The following is a 17980-nucleotide window of genomic DNA, read 5'->3' on the forward strand; positions in this document are numbered from 1 at the left end:
GTCCCCGACAACAATATCGGGAAACCTGTCCCCCATATCGGCGATAAGCGCGCGGGTAAAAATACGTGCGGCACCTTTAGACGTGCTGTATTCTGCGCTCATCGGCAGGGGGGACATGTCCGCGAAAGTCGCGACATTTAAAATGCGCCCGACGCCGTCCTCAACCATATGCGGAAGCACGGCTTGGGTGGCATGAACAACGCCGCCCAGATTGATGCCCATGGTTTCGATGAACGCACCTTGTGGCACGTCCAGAATATCGCGGCGCGGATAGATTGCCGCGTTGTTAATCAAGATACGTGGCGTGCCCAGCTTGGTCCTGATCTGCTCGACAACACTGTGAACTTGCGGCGCATCCGCAACGTCGCAAGGAAATGGAAATAGCAGGTCGGGATAGGCATCTGCGGTTTCCTGCAAAGCGTCCATGCGCCGCCCAAGCAGTGCAACGCAAACTCCCTCAGCCGCGAGCTTGTGGGCCAAAGCCCGTCCAAGGCCAGAGCCAGCACCAGTTACAATTGCGGGTCCGTTCCGGATGATTTCTGTTGGGGTCATGGGCGCATCTCTTCTAGCAAATGATGTCCAACGCGGATCGCATTGGCAGCAATGGTGAGCGATGGGTTTACCCCAAAGGAGGTCGGCATGAAGCTGCTGTCAACAACCCAGAGGTTGTTCAGATCATGGGCCTTGCAATTGACGTCCAGAACCGAGGTTTTCGGGTCATTCCCGAAACGCAGCGTGCCGCAGGGGTGACCAAAGTTCAATTCAGGTTGCAGCGATAGGAACAGTTTTCGCTGACCGCGAAAAGCGCGCCGAATGGCCTTGCGAAAGGCTTTGCGCCGCGCCTTTAGCTCTGGCGAAATCGTATATTCAATGCTCAAGGTACCCGGATGCTCGGGGTCATGGATGACACGGTTCTTGGGGTATCCGTAGTCTTCAAGCAAGCCGACGAAGACCTTGGCATTGCCAAGCATTTTAACAGCGATAGCGGCAGGAATGCGCGCTAGATCATTTGCCAAAGGAACGCGCGAAAAAGCGGATCGCGCCAGCATTAGCCTTAAGTAGTGCAGAATTTCACCATAGCCCGCGCCAATGCCCATGCTTTGAATAGTGCCAAAACGATCGCCGCTTTGGTGGTACAGATCACGCAAAGAAATCGCCTTACTGGCACCCGCACCAGCGATTTTTTTGCGCGGCCAAAGTGCGAACATTTCGTTCAAGTGAAACATCAGATTTCGCCCGACCAGCCCGCTTGAATTGGCAAGGCCGCCATCCCCGGAGGCAAGCAACAAGCGCGCCGATCCCAAGGCACCGCCTGCAAGAATGACGCGTTTGGTTGCAAGGGTATGTTCAATGCCATCGCGGAGCATGCGCAGGGATGTAATTTTTGTGCCGCTGCTTTCGATCGCGGTAACTTCCGCACGATCTAAAAGCGCGGCATTGCCCGACGCAAGCGCGGGTTCTACACCCGCAGAACGACCATCCATTTTACATGGTCTGGGGCATTTCGATCCAAGGCACCCAAGACATCCGTCGACATAGCGAATGGCTGAATGCAGACGATAAGGATGCAAGCCGCGCGCGCGCATATCGTCCATGATCGCACGATCACTTGGGTCCAGCTCGGGGGCGGGCTTTAACGCGTTCTGCGGTTCGGGCGATAACGGGTCAGGCGCGCCGCACACATGAAACATCGCTTCGGCCTGATCGTACCAAGGTGTGAACGCATCGAAACGCACGGGCCAATTTGCATGGGGATGATCGTCGATGTCGTGGCGTTCGGGGCGTTCCAGCGTGGCAGCATAAAAGGCAGAGCTACCGCCGACGCCCGCCCCGATGGGCGCGAAAAACGTACTGGAATGACCATCAACTTTTGCGCGCATAGGCTTGGGCCAAAAGCCACGCAAACTGCGCGCTTCGGGGGTGAACACATCACCATGTAACGCCTGACGTTCGCTGCGATGTCCGCTTGGGCCTTTTTCGATGAACAGAACCCGCATCCCACCTTCGGCCAGAACACGTCCGATGGTGCCACCGCCCATCCCCGTCCCGATGATAACGGCGTCCCAGTCCTGATCCAACACGGCAAGGCTCATTGCGCGGCACCGTTGGTGAACACATCTGCAAACAGGCTTCGAATACGCAATGCCGCCGCGTTGATGATATGGTTGTTGTCAAAATACTGGGCTTTGCCTTCGTGCAAGGCAGAACAATGCGTGTCAGTGCAAAAATAGGGCGCAGGATCAAGGATCGTTATCCCTTGAGCCGCCATCTTCTGGAATGCTTTTTCGAGTGGCATCGCGCGGGCCTCGACATTGCTGCGAGGTGTCTGGACTGCGTCGTCCAGCTGGGTGCTGCTCAAACGATGTCCTGCCAGCGCACGCGCGATCTTGCGCGAGTCATAATCGGGAATTTCAGGAATGGCAGATAGAACAAATACCTTTGAACCCAGATCTTGCAGTGCACCTGTCGTTAGCCCTAGACCTGAAGAAATCTGCTCGCTTTGAGCGCCAGACATGCCCGCAATCTCTGCGGCAATCAGGTTACCCGCGTCCAATCCGACGCCGCCACCGTTGGAATAATATCCCCATCTACCCACCAAAAGCACCCTTGCAAAAACGTCCTCGCGAAGCGCAGCTTCAATTTTTACATTGGCATCTGTGCAGGCGTTGTCCTGCGCGGGTGTTGCGGATGTTTCGTCCTTGGTTAGCCCGAAGACAGGTGCGCAACCAGCGCGCCAAATCAGAAGCGCAGGGGCATTCGCTTCATAGGCCGCAAGTTCCAATCCCTCTTTCAGTGCACGCACGTGGCTATCGCCCCAGATCAGGATGTCGGGCGTTTCCTCTGGCCCAATGGGGCAGGTTTCCAGCCCGGCGAATGGCCCTGTGGCAGGTACAGTGCAGCGCGACCAGTCTTGCAAAAAATCAGCCGATGCATCGATGTGCGTGCGCAGGGGCGGGGCAAATCGTTCGATCATACCGTCCTTGATGAACAGCAGTCCACCTGCGGCGACAAGCGCACCGCTGACGAAAGCGGCCACACCAAACGTGGGCCAGGGTGGTAGCGTCGAGCGGCGGAAAGGTCGCTCGACAAATCGCCATGATAGATAGGCGAGCAGGAAACTCAGCGAAAGCCAGAACACCACTTCGAGGCCACCTGCATAGCCGTCACGGTAGTAGCTCGACAGTGTCAGAACAGGCCAATGCCATAGATAAAGCGAATAGGAGATTAGCCCGATTCCAACTGGCAACGGGCTGCGCAAGCTGCGGTTCACTATGTTCTCATGTTGGCCATTCGCAATAAGCAGCACCGTGCCTAGAACCGGAAAAATCGCATGCCAACCCGGAAACTGCGCGCCAGCAGGGATAAAGAGGATACCGCCCAGAACAAGCGCAAGACCTGCAAAACTGAGGGCGCTGTGTTCCTGAAGGGTGCGGCGCTGGCTTTCAATGGCAAGCAAGACACCTGCCAAAAGCTCCCATGCGCGAAACGGAAAAAGGTAGAATGCCGCGGGCTGTGAGCGCTGGGTGATCCAGATGCAAGCGATCAACGATGCCCAGAAGGAAAGCCAAAGCACCACGCGCAATCCAAGGGGGCGGCGCAGCAGCACTACCATCAGGATTGGCAGGACGATGTAGAACTGTTCTTCAACTGAAAGCGACCAGGTGTGTAGCAGTACTTTGTCTTCTGAGGCGCTGTCGAAATAGCCAGCTTCGCGGAAGAAATTCACATTCGACAGGTAGACCGTCGCGGCGATCAGGGATTTGCCGAATTCGCGAAACTCGAAGGGCAACAATACGACATAGCCAACAAACAACGCGGTAACAGCCATGGACACATAGGCCGGGGCAAGCCGCTTGATACGACGCATGTAGAACCGTTTGAGGCTGATAGCACCCGTGCCCTGGCCTTCGCGCCAGAGCAATCCACCAATAAGAAAGCCCGAAATGACGAAAAATACGTCGACCCCGACAAAGCCGCCCTGCAAGCCTGAAACACCAAAGTGGTACAATACGACGGCCAAGACCGCGATAGAACGCAGCCCGTCGATTTCCGGGCGGTAAAGGGGGGGCGTGTGGCTACTCATACGTGCAGTCTAACAAGGGTAAACAAGGGCGTCTTGGTTCAAATGCCAGTGCTTTGTGGCGATTTGATGGAGGGGGTTTCGGAAATCGGATCAAAAGCCTAGTTTGCAGGTGAACGAATGAGGCACTTAATGCAAGACTCCGATGACCTGAATGTTTCTGCCACAGATCCTGATTGGAGCCGTGAAACGGTCACGCGTTTCTGGCAACCTGGCCAAAAACTCTTGCGTTCTGTTCGGCGGTATCAGGCCGCGCAGGCGCGGGGTGGTTTGCTTGGCAAGCTGGCTTGCAAACGTTGGGCGCTTTCACATCTGTTCTGGTCCACGATCACCCAAAGCGAAATCCATCTGAATACAAAAATCGCTGGCGGCCTTCGCCTGACCCATCCTACAGGTATCATCATTCATCCCGACGCCATCATTGGTCCCAACTGCATGATCTTTCATCAGGTCACCCTTGCTGGCGCGGTGGAGCTAGGCGGGCATGTGGATATTGGCGCGGGTGCCAAATTGCTGGGGCCACTCAAAGTCGGCGATCATGCGAGAATTGGGGCCAATGCTGTTGTCACCGGCGATGTTGAGGCGGGTCAAACGGTTGTCGGGATTCCCGCACGTCCAATTTAGAAAAAGCGCGGTGCCGGCCCGCCGTTGGCGATCCATTCGTAAACCTGAAGCATCTGCTCTGCTTTGCGCTCCCACGTGAAGTGGCTTTCGATCCGCGCCGCCGCGGCAGCACGCATTGGGGCGAGAGGGCCGGGGTCAGCGCAAAGCGCAGTCAATTCATCGCGAAAGCGGGTGATTATTTCGTCACGTGTACCGATTGGCACCTTGATGCCCCAATCCTTTTCCACCAGCTCGCCTGGACCCGCATAGTCCACGATCAGGGGCGGAACGCCGAGCGCCATGGCTTCCAAAACAACCCCGCCGCCGAACTCCCGTATGGATGGGAACGATAGCAGATGACAGGTTTTTAGCACGCTCTGCACCTCTTCATGCGCCATCCAGCCGTGCCAGTGAACGCCTTTGCTATGTTCCGCTTTCAAGGGTTCCAGCATCGGTCCGTCGCCGATCATCTCAATTTCTAAAGCGCCGCTGTCCAGAAGGGGAGCGGCCGCCTCGAGCAACATGTCCGGGCCTTTATAGGGGACCATTCGACCGACAAAACATGCGCGCAAGGGACCGGTTTCTGCGGGATTTGCTACACCTGAGAACCGCGCTGGATCGATGCCGTTTTCGGGCATGTAGATGCATTTCTCAGCGAAACGCGCAGGCATTTCACTCGCCGTATGGCGCGAGCCTGTGAGGATTGCAGCCGCGTGCTTCAGCGTTGATGTGCGTCCGGGCAAGGCTTTGTAGCCAGAGCGTAGATAAGAAAGCCATTCGCGTTCGCGGCGGCGTTCTGAATCAAAGCCCTTGGGCCAAGGTACGCCGCCATTTAAGGGACCAAGCACAAAGGGCACGCCCGCTTTCGCACATTTGCGCGCTATCGGGCTGATAATTGTCGGACTAAGTGGCGTGACGCGATGCACGATATCATATTCACCTGCACGGATTGCACCGCCGAATTGCTTCCAGATGAGACGCTCAAAATAGGGATAGCTGATCGCGTTGATAAGTTGCAGCGTTGTCCAACCCTTGCCCTCGCCCATACGGAGCTTTTCACCAATTGCCCAAAGGGGGCGCGCGAATGCCTCTGAATCGATAGCGGTAAAATCTGTGCCTTCGACCATGCCAGCCCGCAAGAACGCGTCGCGATTGCGGATCTGCGTTACGATGTGGGCGTTACATTTATCCTTGATCGCACGCGCCAGCGACCAACCTACGAGTGGAACGCTCACCCATTCGGGGTTCGCCGCTTCGGCGATGATTAAAACGCGTGGTGGGTTGCTCATCTAAAGAATTGTCCGCCAGTGAAACGGTTCCATACTGGGGGTTCGTGCTATGCGTTCGGCGCGTAGGGTTTCGGCATAGCCAAGCAGCGCACCTGAAAAAAGCCACGTAAGGGGGGTAAGCGTGGCATTCGGGATCATATCAAGCACGTTGATCGCGAGCAGCAATGAGATCGCTCCTGCATAAGGGGTGATCGACGCGCCATAGCTTGGTTTAGCTTCGCGCCAGATCATAAAGATTGGCAAGGTGAGCAGCCCAAACTCGGCAAGAAAACCGACCCAGCCATAGACGCCGATGGCGATGATCCAACGCCCGTCCGTCACGGTTAGGATAATGCCGCTTACAGGATCAAGGATGTGATTGCGCCCCCAGCTGCCCCAACCGAATAGCGGTTTGAGCATCGCGCGTTCCATCAGGATGATCTCGTTATCAAAGCGGAACTTGAGCGATGCAGAGCGCTCTTCGCTGACGGCCGCGGCTTGATCCAGCATCCATTGCACTGGCACCAGATCAAGACCTTTCAAAAGGGGATAACCGACAGCCAGTGCACCGATCAGGGCCGCGATCTTTATCTGTGCATTGCGCTTGAACAGGAAAACAACCGGCAAAAGAAAGATCGCAAACAAGAGCGCGCCCATGGATTTGCAAAGCACCAGAACCACCAGCATGTAAGCGCAAGCGACATAGGCCATCAGTTTTTCCTTGCCTGCTTCCGCCTTAGCGATTGCGAGGGCGGAGATCACAACCATCATTGCAAACAGCGCAACCCAGATACCGTGATAGAGAAAAACTAGTGGGCGATACCCGCCAAATCGGATGGATTGGCCGAAGACGTGCTGAAAATAACCGTAGACCCAGGTGTTAAGCTGTGGGCTCAGGCGAACCTCGATCAGCATTAATAGCGAATAAGCCAAACCGCTGAATACGAAAACCTTCAGAATTTCCTTTTGACTGGCCGCATCTACCAGAAACTTGCGGGCAATCAGGAAAGGGATGACCGTGATGAATTGCAACATGCATAGGGCTAGCATGTCCGTTGTCCCCAGCCCGCGAATGCCGACTTGCCCGTAGAAAACAGGCTCGCCGTTGGTCAGAACTGTGAACATCGGGCTAAGGATAAACACGGCAAGTACAAGTCGCGGCAGCAGCGTGTCAGGCATGAGCGAGCCACGATGCCCGTACATGAAAAAGCAGATGATGAAGACAGAAAGGCTGGGAATTGTGTCTTTGTCAAAGGCCGGCAATAACGGGAAATCAAATCCCGCAGGGGGCGGCGGCAGTATCAGATAGCCTGCGACAATCGCCCAGATGAACGCCTTTTCCACAGGCAAGCGTCGAAACATCACCAAAGTGACGAAGGGCCAAATGGCCAGCATCCCAAATGCGATGATATTTGGCATAGTGGTTTCGCGCTCGTTCAGATCCAGCGTGAGCCGGGAATTGCCACCTTATACGCCGCAAAAAGCGGCGACACTATGTCGTGCAGCTGTGTCGTGATGAAACGTGATGATTTTGCGCAATCTGCCATGTAATTGCCACGTTTCGTGCATACCCTACGGGTATGATAGATCGTCCTTTGAAAATTGCATATCTGTGCGACATTAGTCCGCTCAACACGAACCTCTATTCCGGCGGTAACGCACGCATATACCGTGCGCTGCAACGTCAGGCGGGCGAAGTGACGATTATCGGCAATTCATGGGGGCTTGCAGAACCTGTGCGCCGTTTGATGCATATGTTGCCAGAACGTATCAACCTGCGCCTTCGTTGGCGGTTACATCTGGTCCTCGGGCGGATCATTTCGTTGCGATTGCGCCGCGAATTGATCAAAGGCGATTACGACGTTCTGTTTTGCGCCTATTCGTTTCAATCGCTTGCAGGGCTCGGGTCCGTTCCGGGCGTTGTGAGCGCCTTTACGACAGACGCAACGCCAACGATATTCAAGAACTCGGTGATTGGTAAAATCTATGGTTCGGGCTGGTCGCTTTCGCGTTATTTTGATCCTTGGATCACGAAAAAAGAACAGCAGGTGTTAGCCGATACAGATTTGTTGTTTATACCTTCGGAGTGGTTGCGCAGCGGGATAAAAAGCACGTTCGAAATAGATCGTGAAACGATCTGCGTGATTCCGTGGGGCGCGAATGTATTCGGGGTAGAGCCACCAGAATTTCCAAACCCTTTGCGTGCTGATGCCCCTGTCGAACTTTTGTTTGTCGGACGCAACTGGTTCGCCAAAGGCGGTCAATTGGCTTTAGACGCATTGCGCGCACTGGAAGCGCGTGGTCATGCGGCACGGCTCACCATTCTGGGCTGTACTCCGCGTGGCATAAAGAACAGCGATACTGTCAAAGTGATTCCACAACTCGATAAGTCCAATGATGCGGACCTGGCCGCGTTTGAGGACCTTTTTAGAAAAGCGCACTTTCTAATCAACCCATCAATGGAAAGCTACGGCTTCGCGTTTTGTGAAGCTTCGGCATATGGCCTGCCATCGCTGGCGCTTCGCGCCGGTGGTATTCCCATCCGTGACGGGGTGAATGGACATGCGTTGCCAGTTGGCTCAACCGGCGAAGACTTCGCCGCCGTGATTTCGGAGTATCTTGCTAACCCGCAAGCACATGAAAAGTTGCGCGAAAGCTCGCGCAAGGAATATGACGAGCGATTGAATTGGGATACTTGGGGAAAGGCCGTCGCCATTCAATTGCGCCGCGCCGTTGATGCGCAGCGCTAAAGCCTAGTAGCCAGTTCCGGCAAATACGACGCCTACAGTCTTCAACAGGACACGCAGATCAGTCGCGAGCGACATTTCGCTAAAATAGGACGCATCGAATGTCGCGCGTTCTGCAAAGCTGCTCTCGTTGCGCGAAGAGGTCTGCCAGAAACCCGTGATGCCAGGGCGCATCGCATAATAAGCAACACCCGGATACATGACACGCTGGTCCAGCATCATCGGACGCGGACCAACAAGGGCCATATCACCGCTGAACACGTTTAGGAGCTGGGGCAGTTCGTCGATAGATGTCTTGCGGATCAAGCGTCCAATCGGCGTGATGCGCGGATCACTTTTCAGCTTTTGCGTCAGGTCCCATTCACGGCGTGCTTCAGGATTCTGGGCCAGATAATCGTCCAATACGCTTTCTGCATTGGGAACCATGCTGCGCAGCTTCCACATGCCAAACGCACGACCATTCTTGCCAAGACGGGTCTGGCGATAGAACGGGTTGTGACCGTCTTTCATAATGATGAGCGCAAACAGGCCAACGATCAGCACAGCAGGGACCGCAACCAGCAATGTCAGGATGACATCAAGCGTAGGCTTGATGATAGATCCATAAAGCGATCGCACCTGCAATTCTGACGTTGCGCGCGGCAGTCCGCCAATGATGTCGGCATAGGTCGTAAGCCGTCTATCATGTGATGCCATTTGAGCGATCCCCAATAACCACAACGCAGCCCAAGAGCCACAACACAAACCATGATGTACGCATGACTTCAAAACCCGCCCTAGCAGGGGCGCAATCAAACAGTCGTTGGAATTCCAACACAGCAGACACCAAACACCGACCAGGTCGCCCTAATTTTGACAGCGGGCGACTATGAACAATGTGTCGAAAACTTGTCTAAACAATTCACGACAAGTCATGCATGCCACAAAATCGCCACTTTGGTCAATGATTTGCCCCATTTGTTTACGGGGAAAACGCGTGGCAAAGTGACGTAGAAATTGGATTTCTAACGTTATTCCAAGGGCTCGTCCAAGCGCGATCGCGGGCTGCGTTGCAGCTTGGGGGTGCATGTGTCGCTGCGTAGTGTCGGGGGCCCGTGGCGCGCGATTGGTTCGCTTTTGGAAACAGAGAGCGAGCCGAGCGAGATTGTTTCAATTAATTCGTCGGATACGCACAATTTGAATAGAAGACAGATTAGCTTTGCCACAATTGAACTGTTTGGGTCGGGGCAAGGAATTCACGTCATTGAAAAGTTAAATCAACCTGCGTCGCGTATTGTTCGTTCAATTCTTGTTTCGCTTACAGAATTATTAACCAAATATAAAAATTTTTGCGCCGTAGCGTCAATCGGCTCATAATGGTCGTCAGATAGGGCAAATGGCACTGATTTTAGTCGAATCACTATTTAGAGATAAGCGCATTCGTGGTGCTGCTGGAGAGAATCGAACTCTCGACCTCTCCCTTACCAAGGGAGTGCTCTACCTCTGAGCTACAGCAGCCCGCTGTGGGCGGCTGAGTAGACCCAAATTGACACTCGCGCAAGCGCAATCTGGACGCTCTGAGTGAGCTAGGTTACAGAAGGTCCATGGCAGAGCGAAACGACCCTAAAAAACAGCGTTCAGAGCAGGCTTCTCGCGAAGATCGGCTCAAAGCGGCGTTGAAAGCAAACTTAGGGCGGCGTAAGGCGCAAGCGAAAGTGCGGACACGCGCTGGGCAAGAACAATCGCCAATGGAAAAAACGCCCAAGGGCGATACATAAAGAGTAGGTCAGGCACATGGATTCAATTCTCGTCAGAGGTAACGGCGCGCTGAACGGGCAGATCCCGATTGCAGGTGCGAAAAACACAGTTCTTAAACTTATGTGCGCGGCTTTGCTGACGGACGAGCCTTTGACGCTGACAAATGTACCGCGTCTGGCGGATATCAGAACCTTGAGCGACGTGCTTGAATCGCTCGGTTGCGAGATTGCTCAGCTGGCCAATGGCCGCGTGCTGGCATTGAATGCAACGCAACTGACCTCGCATAAAGCGGATTATGATCTGGTGCGCAAACTGCGCGCGTCTTTCAATGTGCTTGGTCCAATGCTGGCCCGTGCAGGCGAAGCGATTGTCTCCATGCCCGGAGGCTGTGCCATCGGTGCGCGTGCGGTTGATATGCATCTTGATGCGCTGGAGCGGCTGGGCGCGACTATTGAGCTGAAAGACGGCTATGTGCATGCCTCAGCGCCGAAAGGTCTGAAAGGTGCTGAAATCCCGCTACGCTTTGCGTCTGTGGGGGCGACTGAAAACGCTATGACGGCGGCAACGCTGGCGAAGGGCACAACCGTTATCAAAAACGCTGCGCGCGAACCCGATACAAAGGCGCTGGCTGATTGTTTGATCGCCATGGGCGCGCAGATTGAGGGCGCGGGCACAGAGACTATTACCATTCAGGGCGTTGACTCGTTGCATGGCGCTACACAGGCCGTGATCCCTGATCGTATCGAAATGGGCACATTCATGATTGCGCCCATGATTGCTGGAGGTTCTGTTGAACTGCTTGGCGGCCGGCTTGATCTGATCCCGTCTTTTGCCGAAAAGATGCAAGAGGCTGGCGCAATCATCGAAGAAACCAAACTTGGCTTGCGCGTCACCAAGCCTGATGGCCCGATCAAACCTGTGAATGTTACGACCGAACCATTCCCCGGGTTCCCGACTGATTTGCAAGCGCAATTCATGGCTATGATGTGCTTTGCTGATGGTGTCAGCGTTCTGGAAGAAACGATTTTCGAGAACCGCTTTATGCACGCGCCGGAATTGCTACGCATGGGTGCACATGTCGAAGTCCACGGCGGCACTGCAACTGTCACGGGCGTTGACAAGATGAACGGTGCGCAAGTGATGGCAACCGATTTGCGCGCTTCTGTTTCCTTGATCCTCGCGGGCCTGCGCGCAGAAGGCGAAACGCAAGTAAACCGCGTTTATCACCTTGATCGCGGCTATGAACGGATCGAAGAAAAACTTAGCGCGGTTGGTGCAAATATTGAACGGGTCAAAGGCTCATGAGCGACGACGCACGCTTTGAAGACGGTATCGAAGCACCGCTGAACATCGGTGCGCAGGATGAAGATGATCTCAAGATCATCTCTGCGCTGGTTCAAGACGCTGTTTTCCCCGCGAATGAAATGCGCTTTTTCGCAGGCGAGCAGCGTTTTGCCATGCTGGTGAACCGCTTCCGCTGGGAAGACGGCGGCAAACGCGCGCCCGAGCGTGTGCAATCCATGCTGCACTTTTCGGACGTATCTGCTGTATCCAGTCAAGGCATTGATCGCTCGGACAAGGACATGATCCTGTCCATTCTCTCGGCTGAGTTCGAACCGGGAGAGGCACCGTCCGGTCACGTCATCCTGACACTTGCGGGGGATGGTGCAATTCGCCTTTCGGTCGAAGCTTTGGAAGTGACTTTGAAGGATGTAACGCGCCCCTATGTGGCTCCTTCAAAGAAAACCCCCAGCCACGACTGACTTACGCGACGGAAACGACTTTTGCTTTCGTATTACCCTACACAAAAATTCAAACAGGGACCTGATACGATGCAACGCCTTTTAACACCTATGATATTCCTTTCGCTCCTTTTAGCAGGGGCAATTTTCGGGTTCTTCTACGCATGGATCTGCTCGACCATGTGGGGGCTGGATACGCTCGAGCCGAACACGGCCATCGCCGCGATGAATGCGATGAATATTTCTGTGCGCAACGGTGTGTTCATGCCAGCGTTCTTCGGAACCCCTGTTGTGCTGCTTATAACGGGTGCTGTTGCCTTCCTGGCCAGCCAACGCAAGGTGGCGATTTTGATCCTGGGCGCTGGTCTTGTCTATATCATTGGCGCATTCATTCCGACCGCCAGCGTCAACGTGCCGATGAATATTGCTCTTGAGGCTTATTCGGAAATGCTACCAACAGCACAAGCGCAAGAGATCTGGAATGCTTATTCCCCGCGTTGGCAGTTCTGGAACACATTGCGCACGATTGCCGCCAGCATCACGCTTATGCTGGTTGGCGTTGCTCTTTATGTGCTGCCGCGTCGCGCCTAAGCGCCCTTGAGGCTACTCCTGTCTGGCGTTAAGTCTTGCGCCAGCCACGAGGGACTCCCATGCCGCAATTTCTAAGCACCGCTGATGCAGATTTCGAAACCCGCTTTACTGCGCTTTTGAATGCTAAACGTGAAGACAGCCCCGATGTTGACGCCGTTGTTGCGGATATCATTGCCGATGTACGCGCACGCGGTGACGCAGCCGTGATTGATCTGACCAGCAAGTTCGATCGTTTGACGCTGACACCCGAAACGCTTGCTTTCTCGCCCGAGGAAATCGAAGCGGCCTGCGCAAAGGTTCCCGAGGCGGAGCGCGCTGCGCTTGAACTCGCTGCTGCGCGCATTCGGGCCTATCACGAAAAGCAGATGCTGCAGGATGCCAGCTGGACCGATGAGGCTGGCGCAACGCTTGGCTGGCGTTGGACGCCCGTTTCTGCGGCTGGCCTCTATGTGCCGGGCGGTTTGGCGTCCTATCCATCGTCGGTTCTGATGAATGCAATCCCTGCAAAGGTAGCAGGTGTCGAACGCCTCGCTATCGTTGTGCCGACCCCTGACGGTATCGCCAATCCAGCGGTGCTACTGGCTGCGCGCATCGCGGGCGTTGATGAAATTTACCGCATCGGCGGCGCGCAAGCGATTGCCGCGCTGGCTTATGGCACCAACACGATCAAACCCGTGGATAAAATCACTGGTCCCGGCAACGCCTTTGTCGCGGCTGCCAAACGGCGCGTGTTCGGAAAAGTCGGGATTGATATGATTGCTGGCCCCTCCGAGATTCTGGTGATCGCGGATAAGGACAACGACCCTGATTGGCTTGCCCTTGATCTGATGAGTCAGGCCGAACACGATGAAAGCGCGCAATCGCTTCTTATCACCGATGACGCCGCCTTTGGCCAAGCCGTCGCAGAGGCGGTCGAAAAGCGCCTTGAAACGCTGGAACGGCGCGCAATCGCTGGGGCCAGCTGGCGTGACTATGGCGCGGTAATTACTGTTCAGAACCTCGATGAAGCTGCTGCCCTGTCAAACCGCATTGCGCCAGAACACCTGGAGCTTTGCGTTGCGGACCCCGATGCGCTTAGCGCTAAATGCATCCATGCAGGTGCGATTTTCCTCGGCCAGTGGACGCCCGAAGCCATCGGCGATTACATCGGCGGTCCCAACCACGTCTTGCCGACAGCCCGTTCTGCGCGCTTCTCGTCCGGCCTTTCGGTAATGGACTTCATCAAACGGACGACACTGTCACGCATGACGCCCGAGGCCTTGCGCGCCATCGGCCCTTCTGCTGAAGTGCTTGCAACATCTGAAAGTCTTGAGGCACATGGCCTGTCCGTGACCGCCCGCTTACAAAAATTGAATGAGTAGTAATATGTCCCGCATTGCCAATATCGAGATCGACGACGCAAATCTCCCGGCCCCTACGCCCGAGATCGAGCAGGAACGCAAAGTCGCGGTCTTTGATCTTCTTGAGGACAATTCCTTTACGCTGCCCGCGCGCGATGATCGCCCGACGCCTGAGGGCCCCTATGATCTGACGCTTGCGATCCGCGAAAAACGGCTCGTATTTGACATTAAAACCGCTGCCAGGGAAACCGCTGCTGAGTTTCACCTTTCGCTTGGCCCGTTCCGCCAGGTCGTCAAAGACTATTTCCAGATTTGCGAGAGCTATTTTGATGCAGTGAAGACGTTGCCGCCCAGCCAGATCGAAACCATCGACATGGCACGGCGCGGCATTCACATGGAAGGTAGCCGTATTCTGCAAGAACGTCTTGAAGGTAAAGCCGAGATAGATATTGATACTGCCCGCCGCCTCTTTACGCTTATTTGCGTTTTGCATTTTGGGGGGTAAGTGATGGTTGCGGACCTACCCCAGTCGGTCCTGTTTTGTTGCGATCATAATGCTGTGCGCTCGCCTATGGCCGAAGGGATCATGAAGCAGTTCTATGGCACGCAAACCTATGTCCAATCTGTGGGCGTCTTTAATGATCTGGAAATCGACGGTTTCAGCATCACGGTCTGCGCTGAAATGGGTGTCGAGCTTCAGCGCCATCGCTCTCGCTCTTTCGACGAAATGGAAGAGTTCGGCGATGATCTTAGTTCATTCGACTTAGTCATTTCGCTTTCACCAGCCAGCCAACGCCGCGCGTTGGAACTGACGCGGGTTTTTCATCTTGATGTCGAATATTGGCCAGTAATGGACCCTACCGGACTAGGCGAGACGCGCGAGGCGAAATTAGATGCCTACAGACAGTCGCGCGACCAGATCATCGCGCAGCTCACTGAAAAATGGGGGCCTCCACATGGCACAAGTGATTGAAAACTATTTCGCAGCGTTTAACGCGGGTGATATCGAAGGAATGCTTGCCTGTCTGAGCGATGATGTGGCCCACCATGTCAACGAAGGCCAGATCAGAACCAGCAAAGACAAGTTCCGCGCCTTTTGCGAACATATGAACCGCTGCTATCGCGAAGAGTTAACCGATATGGTGATCTTTCAGACAGGCGCGCGCGGTGCGGCTGAATATGTGGTAAACGGCACCTATCTGGCAACCGATGCTGGCTTGCCCGAAGCGCGCGGGCAAAGCTACAAGCTGCCCGCAGGATCGTTTTTTGATCTCGACGGCGGCAAAATCAGCCGCGTCACAACCTACTACAATCTCGCTGACTGGATCGCGCAGGTCACCTGATGGAGATCCGAGTGCTGACAGGGGCTGCAATCGCGGATGCGCTCCCTGATCTGGCCCGTTTGCGGATCGCGGTCTTTCGCGACTGGCCCTATCTCTACGATGGTTCCGCCGAATATGAAGAGCGGTATTTACAGGTCTACACTGAAGCGCAAGGTGCTGTGATCGTTGCGGTTTACGATGGTGAAACCCTTGTCGGTGCTGCAACGGGATGCCCGCTTCTGGCACATTCGGACGATTTCAGCGCGGCCTTGGCCAGCGCTGCGCTGCCGCTTGATAAGACCTTCTATTGTGCCGAATCCGTGCTCTTGCCAGAGTATCGTGGCCAAGGGTTCGGGCATGTTTTCTTTGATCGTCGCGAAACGCAGGCCAAGGCGTTGGGCTGTTCACATTCCGTGTTCTGCGCTGTTGTGCGCCGCGCCGATCACCCGTTGAAGCCAGCAGGCTACCGCCCGCTTGATCCTTTCTGGCGCAACCGTGGGTACGCGCCGCTTGATGGGGCGATTGCCCGCTTTGACTGGCAAGATATCGACCAGCCCGTTGAGACATCCCACCATTTACAATTCTGGAGCAAACCCCTGTGATTATTACAGAGCCCGCACGCCAAACCCCTGTGATCCATAAAACGGATGTGCTCGTTGTTGGTTCTGGCCCCGGCGGTCTTGCCGCCGCTCTGGCCGCTGCGCGCGAAGGGGTAGCAGTGACACTGCTGGAACGTTTCGGTTGTTTTGGCGGCAATATCACAGTCGTCGGCGTCGAAGGCTTTGCTTGGTATCGCCACGAGAAAACTGTCGAGGCAGGCGGCATCGGGTGGGAGTTCGAAGAACGGGCCAAAGCAATGGGCGCAGCGGTGCCTGAAAGCCAATCACTCAGTTACGAGCTTGATAGCGAAGGCTTTAAACTGGTCGCTGACAAACTGGTTGAGGAGGCAGGCATCCACCCCATGCTGCACCGCCAGTTTGCCGCGCCGATCATGGACGGCAACGCGATCAAGGGCGTCATCGTGGAAAGCAAAGCGGGCCGCGAAGCGATCCTCGCCAAGGTTGTGATCGATTGCACAGGCGACGCTGACGTTGCCCATCGCGCAGGTGCCGCGACCCAAAAGACCCCGCTGGAAAAGATGCAGGCGGCTTCCGTCATGTTCCATCTGGCGGGCGTCGACAAGCAGCGATTCATGGACGAAGTGCGTGCCGATCCGCAGACTTACAAGGATTGGTCCACTGGTGAATGGACGGTCGAAACCGATGGCAAAGAGGATGATATGTTCTCGCCTTTCCTCAAACGACCGTTCGAAAAGGCCATCGAAGCTGGCGTGATCCCTGCACATCTTAACACCATCGCGGGCACGTGGGGCGCTGTGCATGATAGCGGCGAGATGACCTATATGAACCTCGTGCATCTGGCTGGCTGCGATGGCACCGATCCAGACAGTCTCACGCAGTTCGAAATCGAAGGGCGCAAACAGGCCATGTTCGCCATCGAAGCGCTGCGCCGCTTCGCGCCCGGATGCGAGGCTGTGCGCCTGCGCAACTTCGGCATGTCCATTGGCATCCGTGATACCCGCAAGATTGATGCGCGCTACAATATGACGGGCGCGGATGTGCGCGGCGAGGCGCGGTTTGAAGACAGCATCGGGATCTATCCTGAATTCATCGATGGCTATGGCATTCTCATTTTGCCCACGACCGGACGCTATATGCACATTCCCTATCGTTCCATGCTACCCAAAGGGGTCGAAGGGCTGCTGGTTGCGGGCCGTGCGATTGGCGGCGATCAGGTGGCTCATGCAGCCACCCGCAACATGGCGTGTTGCGCAGTGGCGGGTCAGGGCGCTGGCGTGGCTGCGGCGCTGTGCGTCAAGGGCAAAGTGCCTCTGTCAGAAGTAGATATCCACATTGTTCAGACGCGCCTTGCATCCCAAGGCGTGCGTGTTTTCTAGTCGGTTTCTGCCAAAGCAATCATGAGATCTGCAAGTGTGGCCAATGGCGCTGCACTTGCCGTGTCATCGCCGTGTGCGATCTCTTGCAGACCGATCAGCCCTGCATAAAACAAGCGGGGCAGGTCGGGATTGCCCATCTTCATCTCATTAAAAATGCTGGATAAATGGTCCAACCGCGCGCTGTCGACGCGGTGCACAGCGTCTGCGACGCGCTTATCTGCTTTGGCCCAGGCCCGTATTGCGGGTTCCGCACCAACGCCGCCAAAGTCATCTTGCGGGGCTGTAGCAACCTCAGACAGGGTGCGCAGCTTGACTTCAGGTGATGGGAGAGAATCCAGCAGCGTAATGATTTCTCGCGTTGCCCGTTCTTCCCAGAATTCAAGCATTTGATCCTGAAAGGTAGGCACGTCTTTGAAGTGCCAATAGAACGACCCCTTGGTCGTTTTAAGTTCGCGCGCCAGCGGTTCTGCCTTCAACGCTTGCGGCCCTTGCGAGGTCAAAGCGCGAAAGCCTGCGGCAATCCAATCGGTTTGTGACAATCTGCTCATAGCGCAACATACGTCAGCGTATTGACTGCTGCAAGATCACTTAC

General features: G+C 55.3%; 18 protein-coding genes and 1 tRNA gene. 11 read left to right on the forward strand and 8 right to left on the reverse strand.

Annotated elements, in window-relative coordinates:
* The 3 genes from WBC85_RS10665 to WBC85_RS10675 form a co-directional block, all read right to left on the reverse strand.
* On the reverse strand, positions 1-552 hold a 552-nt coding region (locus WBC85_RS10665; RefSeq protein WP_424436517.1), incomplete at its 3' end, for an SDR family oxidoreductase.
* Entirely contained in the window at positions 549-2093 is a 1545-nt protein-coding gene (locus WBC85_RS10670) for a GMC oxidoreductase (RefSeq protein ID WP_424436520.1), read from the reverse strand. The genes WBC85_RS10670 and WBC85_RS10665, both read right to left, overlap by 4 nt.
* Complete coding sequence (locus WBC85_RS10675; RefSeq protein ID WP_424436523.1) at positions 2090-4084, reverse strand: acyltransferase family protein; 1995 nt, start codon at positions 4082-4084, stop codon at positions 2090-2092. The genes WBC85_RS10670 and WBC85_RS10675 overlap by 4 nt, the downstream gene beginning before the upstream one ends.
* Before the next feature lie 129 nt (positions 4085-4213).
* On the opposite strand from WBC85_RS10675, the gene WBC85_RS10680 reads away from it, so the two are divergent.
* Positions 4214-4705 (forward strand): serine O-acetyltransferase, encoded by a 492-nt coding sequence (locus WBC85_RS10680; RefSeq protein ID WP_424436526.1) that lies wholly within the window; start codon positions 4214-4216, stop codon positions 4703-4705.
* On the opposite strand, the gene WBC85_RS10685 is transcribed toward WBC85_RS10680, so the two are convergent.
* Positions 4702-5973: a glycosyltransferase family 4 protein gene (locus WBC85_RS10685; protein ID WP_424436529.1), complete on the reverse strand. Its 1272-nt coding sequence runs from the start codon at positions 5971-5973 to the stop codon at positions 4702-4704. The two genes, WBC85_RS10680 and WBC85_RS10685, sit on opposite strands and share 4 nt — an antisense overlap.
* On the reverse strand, positions 5974-7371 hold the full coding sequence (locus WBC85_RS10690) for a hypothetical protein (RefSeq protein ID WP_424436532.1): 1398 nt from the start codon (positions 7369-7371) through the stop codon (positions 5974-5976).
* A gap of 176 nt (positions 7372-7547) precedes the next feature.
* On the opposite strand from WBC85_RS10690, the gene WBC85_RS10695 reads away from it, so the two are divergent.
* Positions 7548-8702: a glycosyltransferase family 4 protein gene (locus tag WBC85_RS10695; RefSeq protein WP_424436535.1), complete on the forward strand. Its 1155-nt coding sequence runs from the start codon at positions 7548-7550 to the stop codon at positions 8700-8702.
* A gap of 3 nt (positions 8703-8705) precedes the next feature.
* Here the strand turns inward: WBC85_RS10695 and WBC85_RS10700 are convergent, their stop codons facing one another.
* A complete protein-coding gene (locus tag WBC85_RS10700; RefSeq protein WP_424436538.1) occupies positions 8706-9395 on the reverse strand; it encodes a sugar transferase in 690 nt (229 codons plus the stop codon).
* A gap of 726 nt (positions 9396-10121) precedes the next feature.
* A tRNA-Thr gene (locus WBC85_RS10705) sits at positions 10122-10196 on the reverse strand.
* 276 nt (positions 10197-10472) lie between these two features.
* Between WBC85_RS10705 and murA the strand changes: the two genes are divergently transcribed.
* From murA to WBC85_RS10750, 9 genes are all read left to right on the forward strand, one after another.
* Positions 10473-11741, forward strand: a complete 1269-nt coding sequence (murA, locus tag WBC85_RS10710; protein WP_424436541.1) for a UDP-N-acetylglucosamine 1-carboxyvinyltransferase — start codon at positions 10473-10475, stop codon at positions 11739-11741.
* Positions 11738-12199: a DUF2948 family protein gene (locus tag WBC85_RS10715; RefSeq protein ID WP_424436544.1), complete on the forward strand. Its 462-nt coding sequence runs from the start codon at positions 11738-11740 to the stop codon at positions 12197-12199. The genes murA and WBC85_RS10715 overlap by 4 nt, the downstream gene beginning before the upstream one ends.
* A gap of 69 nt (positions 12200-12268) precedes the next feature.
* Positions 12269-12769: a DUF1772 domain-containing protein gene (locus WBC85_RS10720; RefSeq protein ID WP_424436547.1), complete on the forward strand. Its 501-nt coding sequence runs from the start codon at positions 12269-12271 to the stop codon at positions 12767-12769.
* 59 nt (positions 12770-12828) lie between these two features.
* Positions 12829-14130 carry a histidinol dehydrogenase gene (hisD, locus tag WBC85_RS10725; protein ID WP_424436550.1) on the forward strand — a complete coding sequence of 434 codons (1302 nt, stop codon included), beginning with the start codon at positions 12829-12831 and terminating at the stop codon, positions 14128-14130.
* 4 nt (positions 14131-14134) lie between these two features.
* Entirely contained in the window at positions 14135-14614 is a 480-nt protein-coding gene (locus WBC85_RS10730) for a UPF0262 family protein (RefSeq protein ID WP_424436553.1), read from the forward strand.
* Between the two features lie 3 nt (positions 14615-14617).
* Positions 14618-15082: a low molecular weight phosphatase family protein gene (locus WBC85_RS10735; RefSeq protein WP_424436556.1), complete on the forward strand. Its 465-nt coding sequence runs from the start codon at positions 14618-14620 to the stop codon at positions 15080-15082.
* Positions 15066-15452 (forward strand): ketosteroid isomerase-related protein, encoded by a 387-nt coding sequence (locus WBC85_RS10740; protein ID WP_424436559.1) that lies wholly within the window; start codon positions 15066-15068, stop codon positions 15450-15452. Before WBC85_RS10735 ends, WBC85_RS10740 begins: the two co-directional genes overlap by 17 nt.
* Positions 15452-16033, forward strand: a complete 582-nt coding sequence (locus tag WBC85_RS10745) for a GNAT family N-acetyltransferase (RefSeq protein ID WP_424436562.1) — start codon at positions 15452-15454, stop codon at positions 16031-16033. The genes WBC85_RS10740 and WBC85_RS10745 overlap by 1 nt, the downstream gene beginning before the upstream one ends.
* Entirely contained in the window at positions 16030-17388 is a 1359-nt protein-coding gene (locus WBC85_RS10750) for an FAD-dependent oxidoreductase (protein ID WP_424436565.1), read from the forward strand. Before WBC85_RS10745 ends, WBC85_RS10750 begins: the two co-directional genes overlap by 4 nt.
* On the opposite strand, the gene WBC85_RS10755 is transcribed toward WBC85_RS10750, so the two are convergent.
* The gene (locus WBC85_RS10755) at positions 17385-17936 is read right to left on the reverse strand and encodes a TetR family transcriptional regulator (protein ID WP_424436568.1); all 552 of its coding nucleotides are present in this window, start codon (positions 17934-17936) and stop codon (positions 17385-17387) included. The two genes, WBC85_RS10750 and WBC85_RS10755, sit on opposite strands and share 4 nt — an antisense overlap.
* Between the last annotated feature and the right edge of the window lie 44 nt (positions 17937-17980).

The organism is Planktotalea sp. (assembly GCF_049680325.1).
Lineage (GTDB): Bacteria > Pseudomonadota > Alphaproteobacteria > Rhodobacterales > Rhodobacteraceae > Planktotalea.

Coding starts and splice junctions, on each gene's coding strand:
- WBC85_RS10670 (WP_424436520.1), bottom strand. CDS start 2,093: ATGAGCCTTGCCGTGTTGGATCAGGACTGGGACGCCGTTATCATCGGG.
- WBC85_RS10675 (WP_424436523.1), bottom strand. CDS start 4,084: ATGAGTAGCCACACGCCCCCCCTTTACCGCCCGGAAATCGACGGGCTG.
- WBC85_RS10680 (WP_424436526.1), top strand. CDS start 4,214: ATGCAAGACTCCGATGACCTGAATGTTTCTGCCACAGATCCTGATTGG.
- WBC85_RS10685 (WP_424436529.1), bottom strand. CDS start 5,973: ATGAGCAACCCACCACGCGTTTTAATCATCGCCGAAGCGGCGAACCCC.
- WBC85_RS10690 (WP_424436532.1), bottom strand. CDS start 7,371: ATGCCAAATATCATCGCATTTGGGATGCTGGCCATTTGGCCCTTCGTC.
- WBC85_RS10700 (WP_424436538.1), bottom strand. CDS start 9,395: ATGGCATCACATGATAGACGGCTTACGACCTATGCCGACATCATTGGC.
- murA (WP_424436541.1), top strand. CDS start 10,473: ATGGATTCAATTCTCGTCAGAGGTAACGGCGCGCTGAACGGGCAGATC.
- WBC85_RS10715 (WP_424436544.1), top strand. CDS start 11,738: ATGAGCGACGACGCACGCTTTGAAGACGGTATCGAAGCACCGCTGAAC.
- WBC85_RS10720 (WP_424436547.1), top strand. CDS start 12,269: ATGCAACGCCTTTTAACACCTATGATATTCCTTTCGCTCCTTTTAGCA.
- hisD (WP_424436550.1), top strand. CDS start 12,829: ATGCCGCAATTTCTAAGCACCGCTGATGCAGATTTCGAAACCCGCTTT.
- WBC85_RS10730 (WP_424436553.1), top strand. CDS start 14,135: ATGTCCCGCATTGCCAATATCGAGATCGACGACGCAAATCTCCCGGCC.
- WBC85_RS10735 (WP_424436556.1), top strand. CDS start 14,618: ATGGTTGCGGACCTACCCCAGTCGGTCCTGTTTTGTTGCGATCATAAT.
- WBC85_RS10740 (WP_424436559.1), top strand. CDS start 15,066: ATGGCACAAGTGATTGAAAACTATTTCGCAGCGTTTAACGCGGGTGAT.
- WBC85_RS10745 (WP_424436562.1), top strand. CDS start 15,452: ATGGAGATCCGAGTGCTGACAGGGGCTGCAATCGCGGATGCGCTCCCT.
- WBC85_RS10755 (WP_424436568.1), bottom strand. CDS start 17,936: ATGAGCAGATTGTCACAAACCGATTGGATTGCCGCAGGCTTTCGCGCT.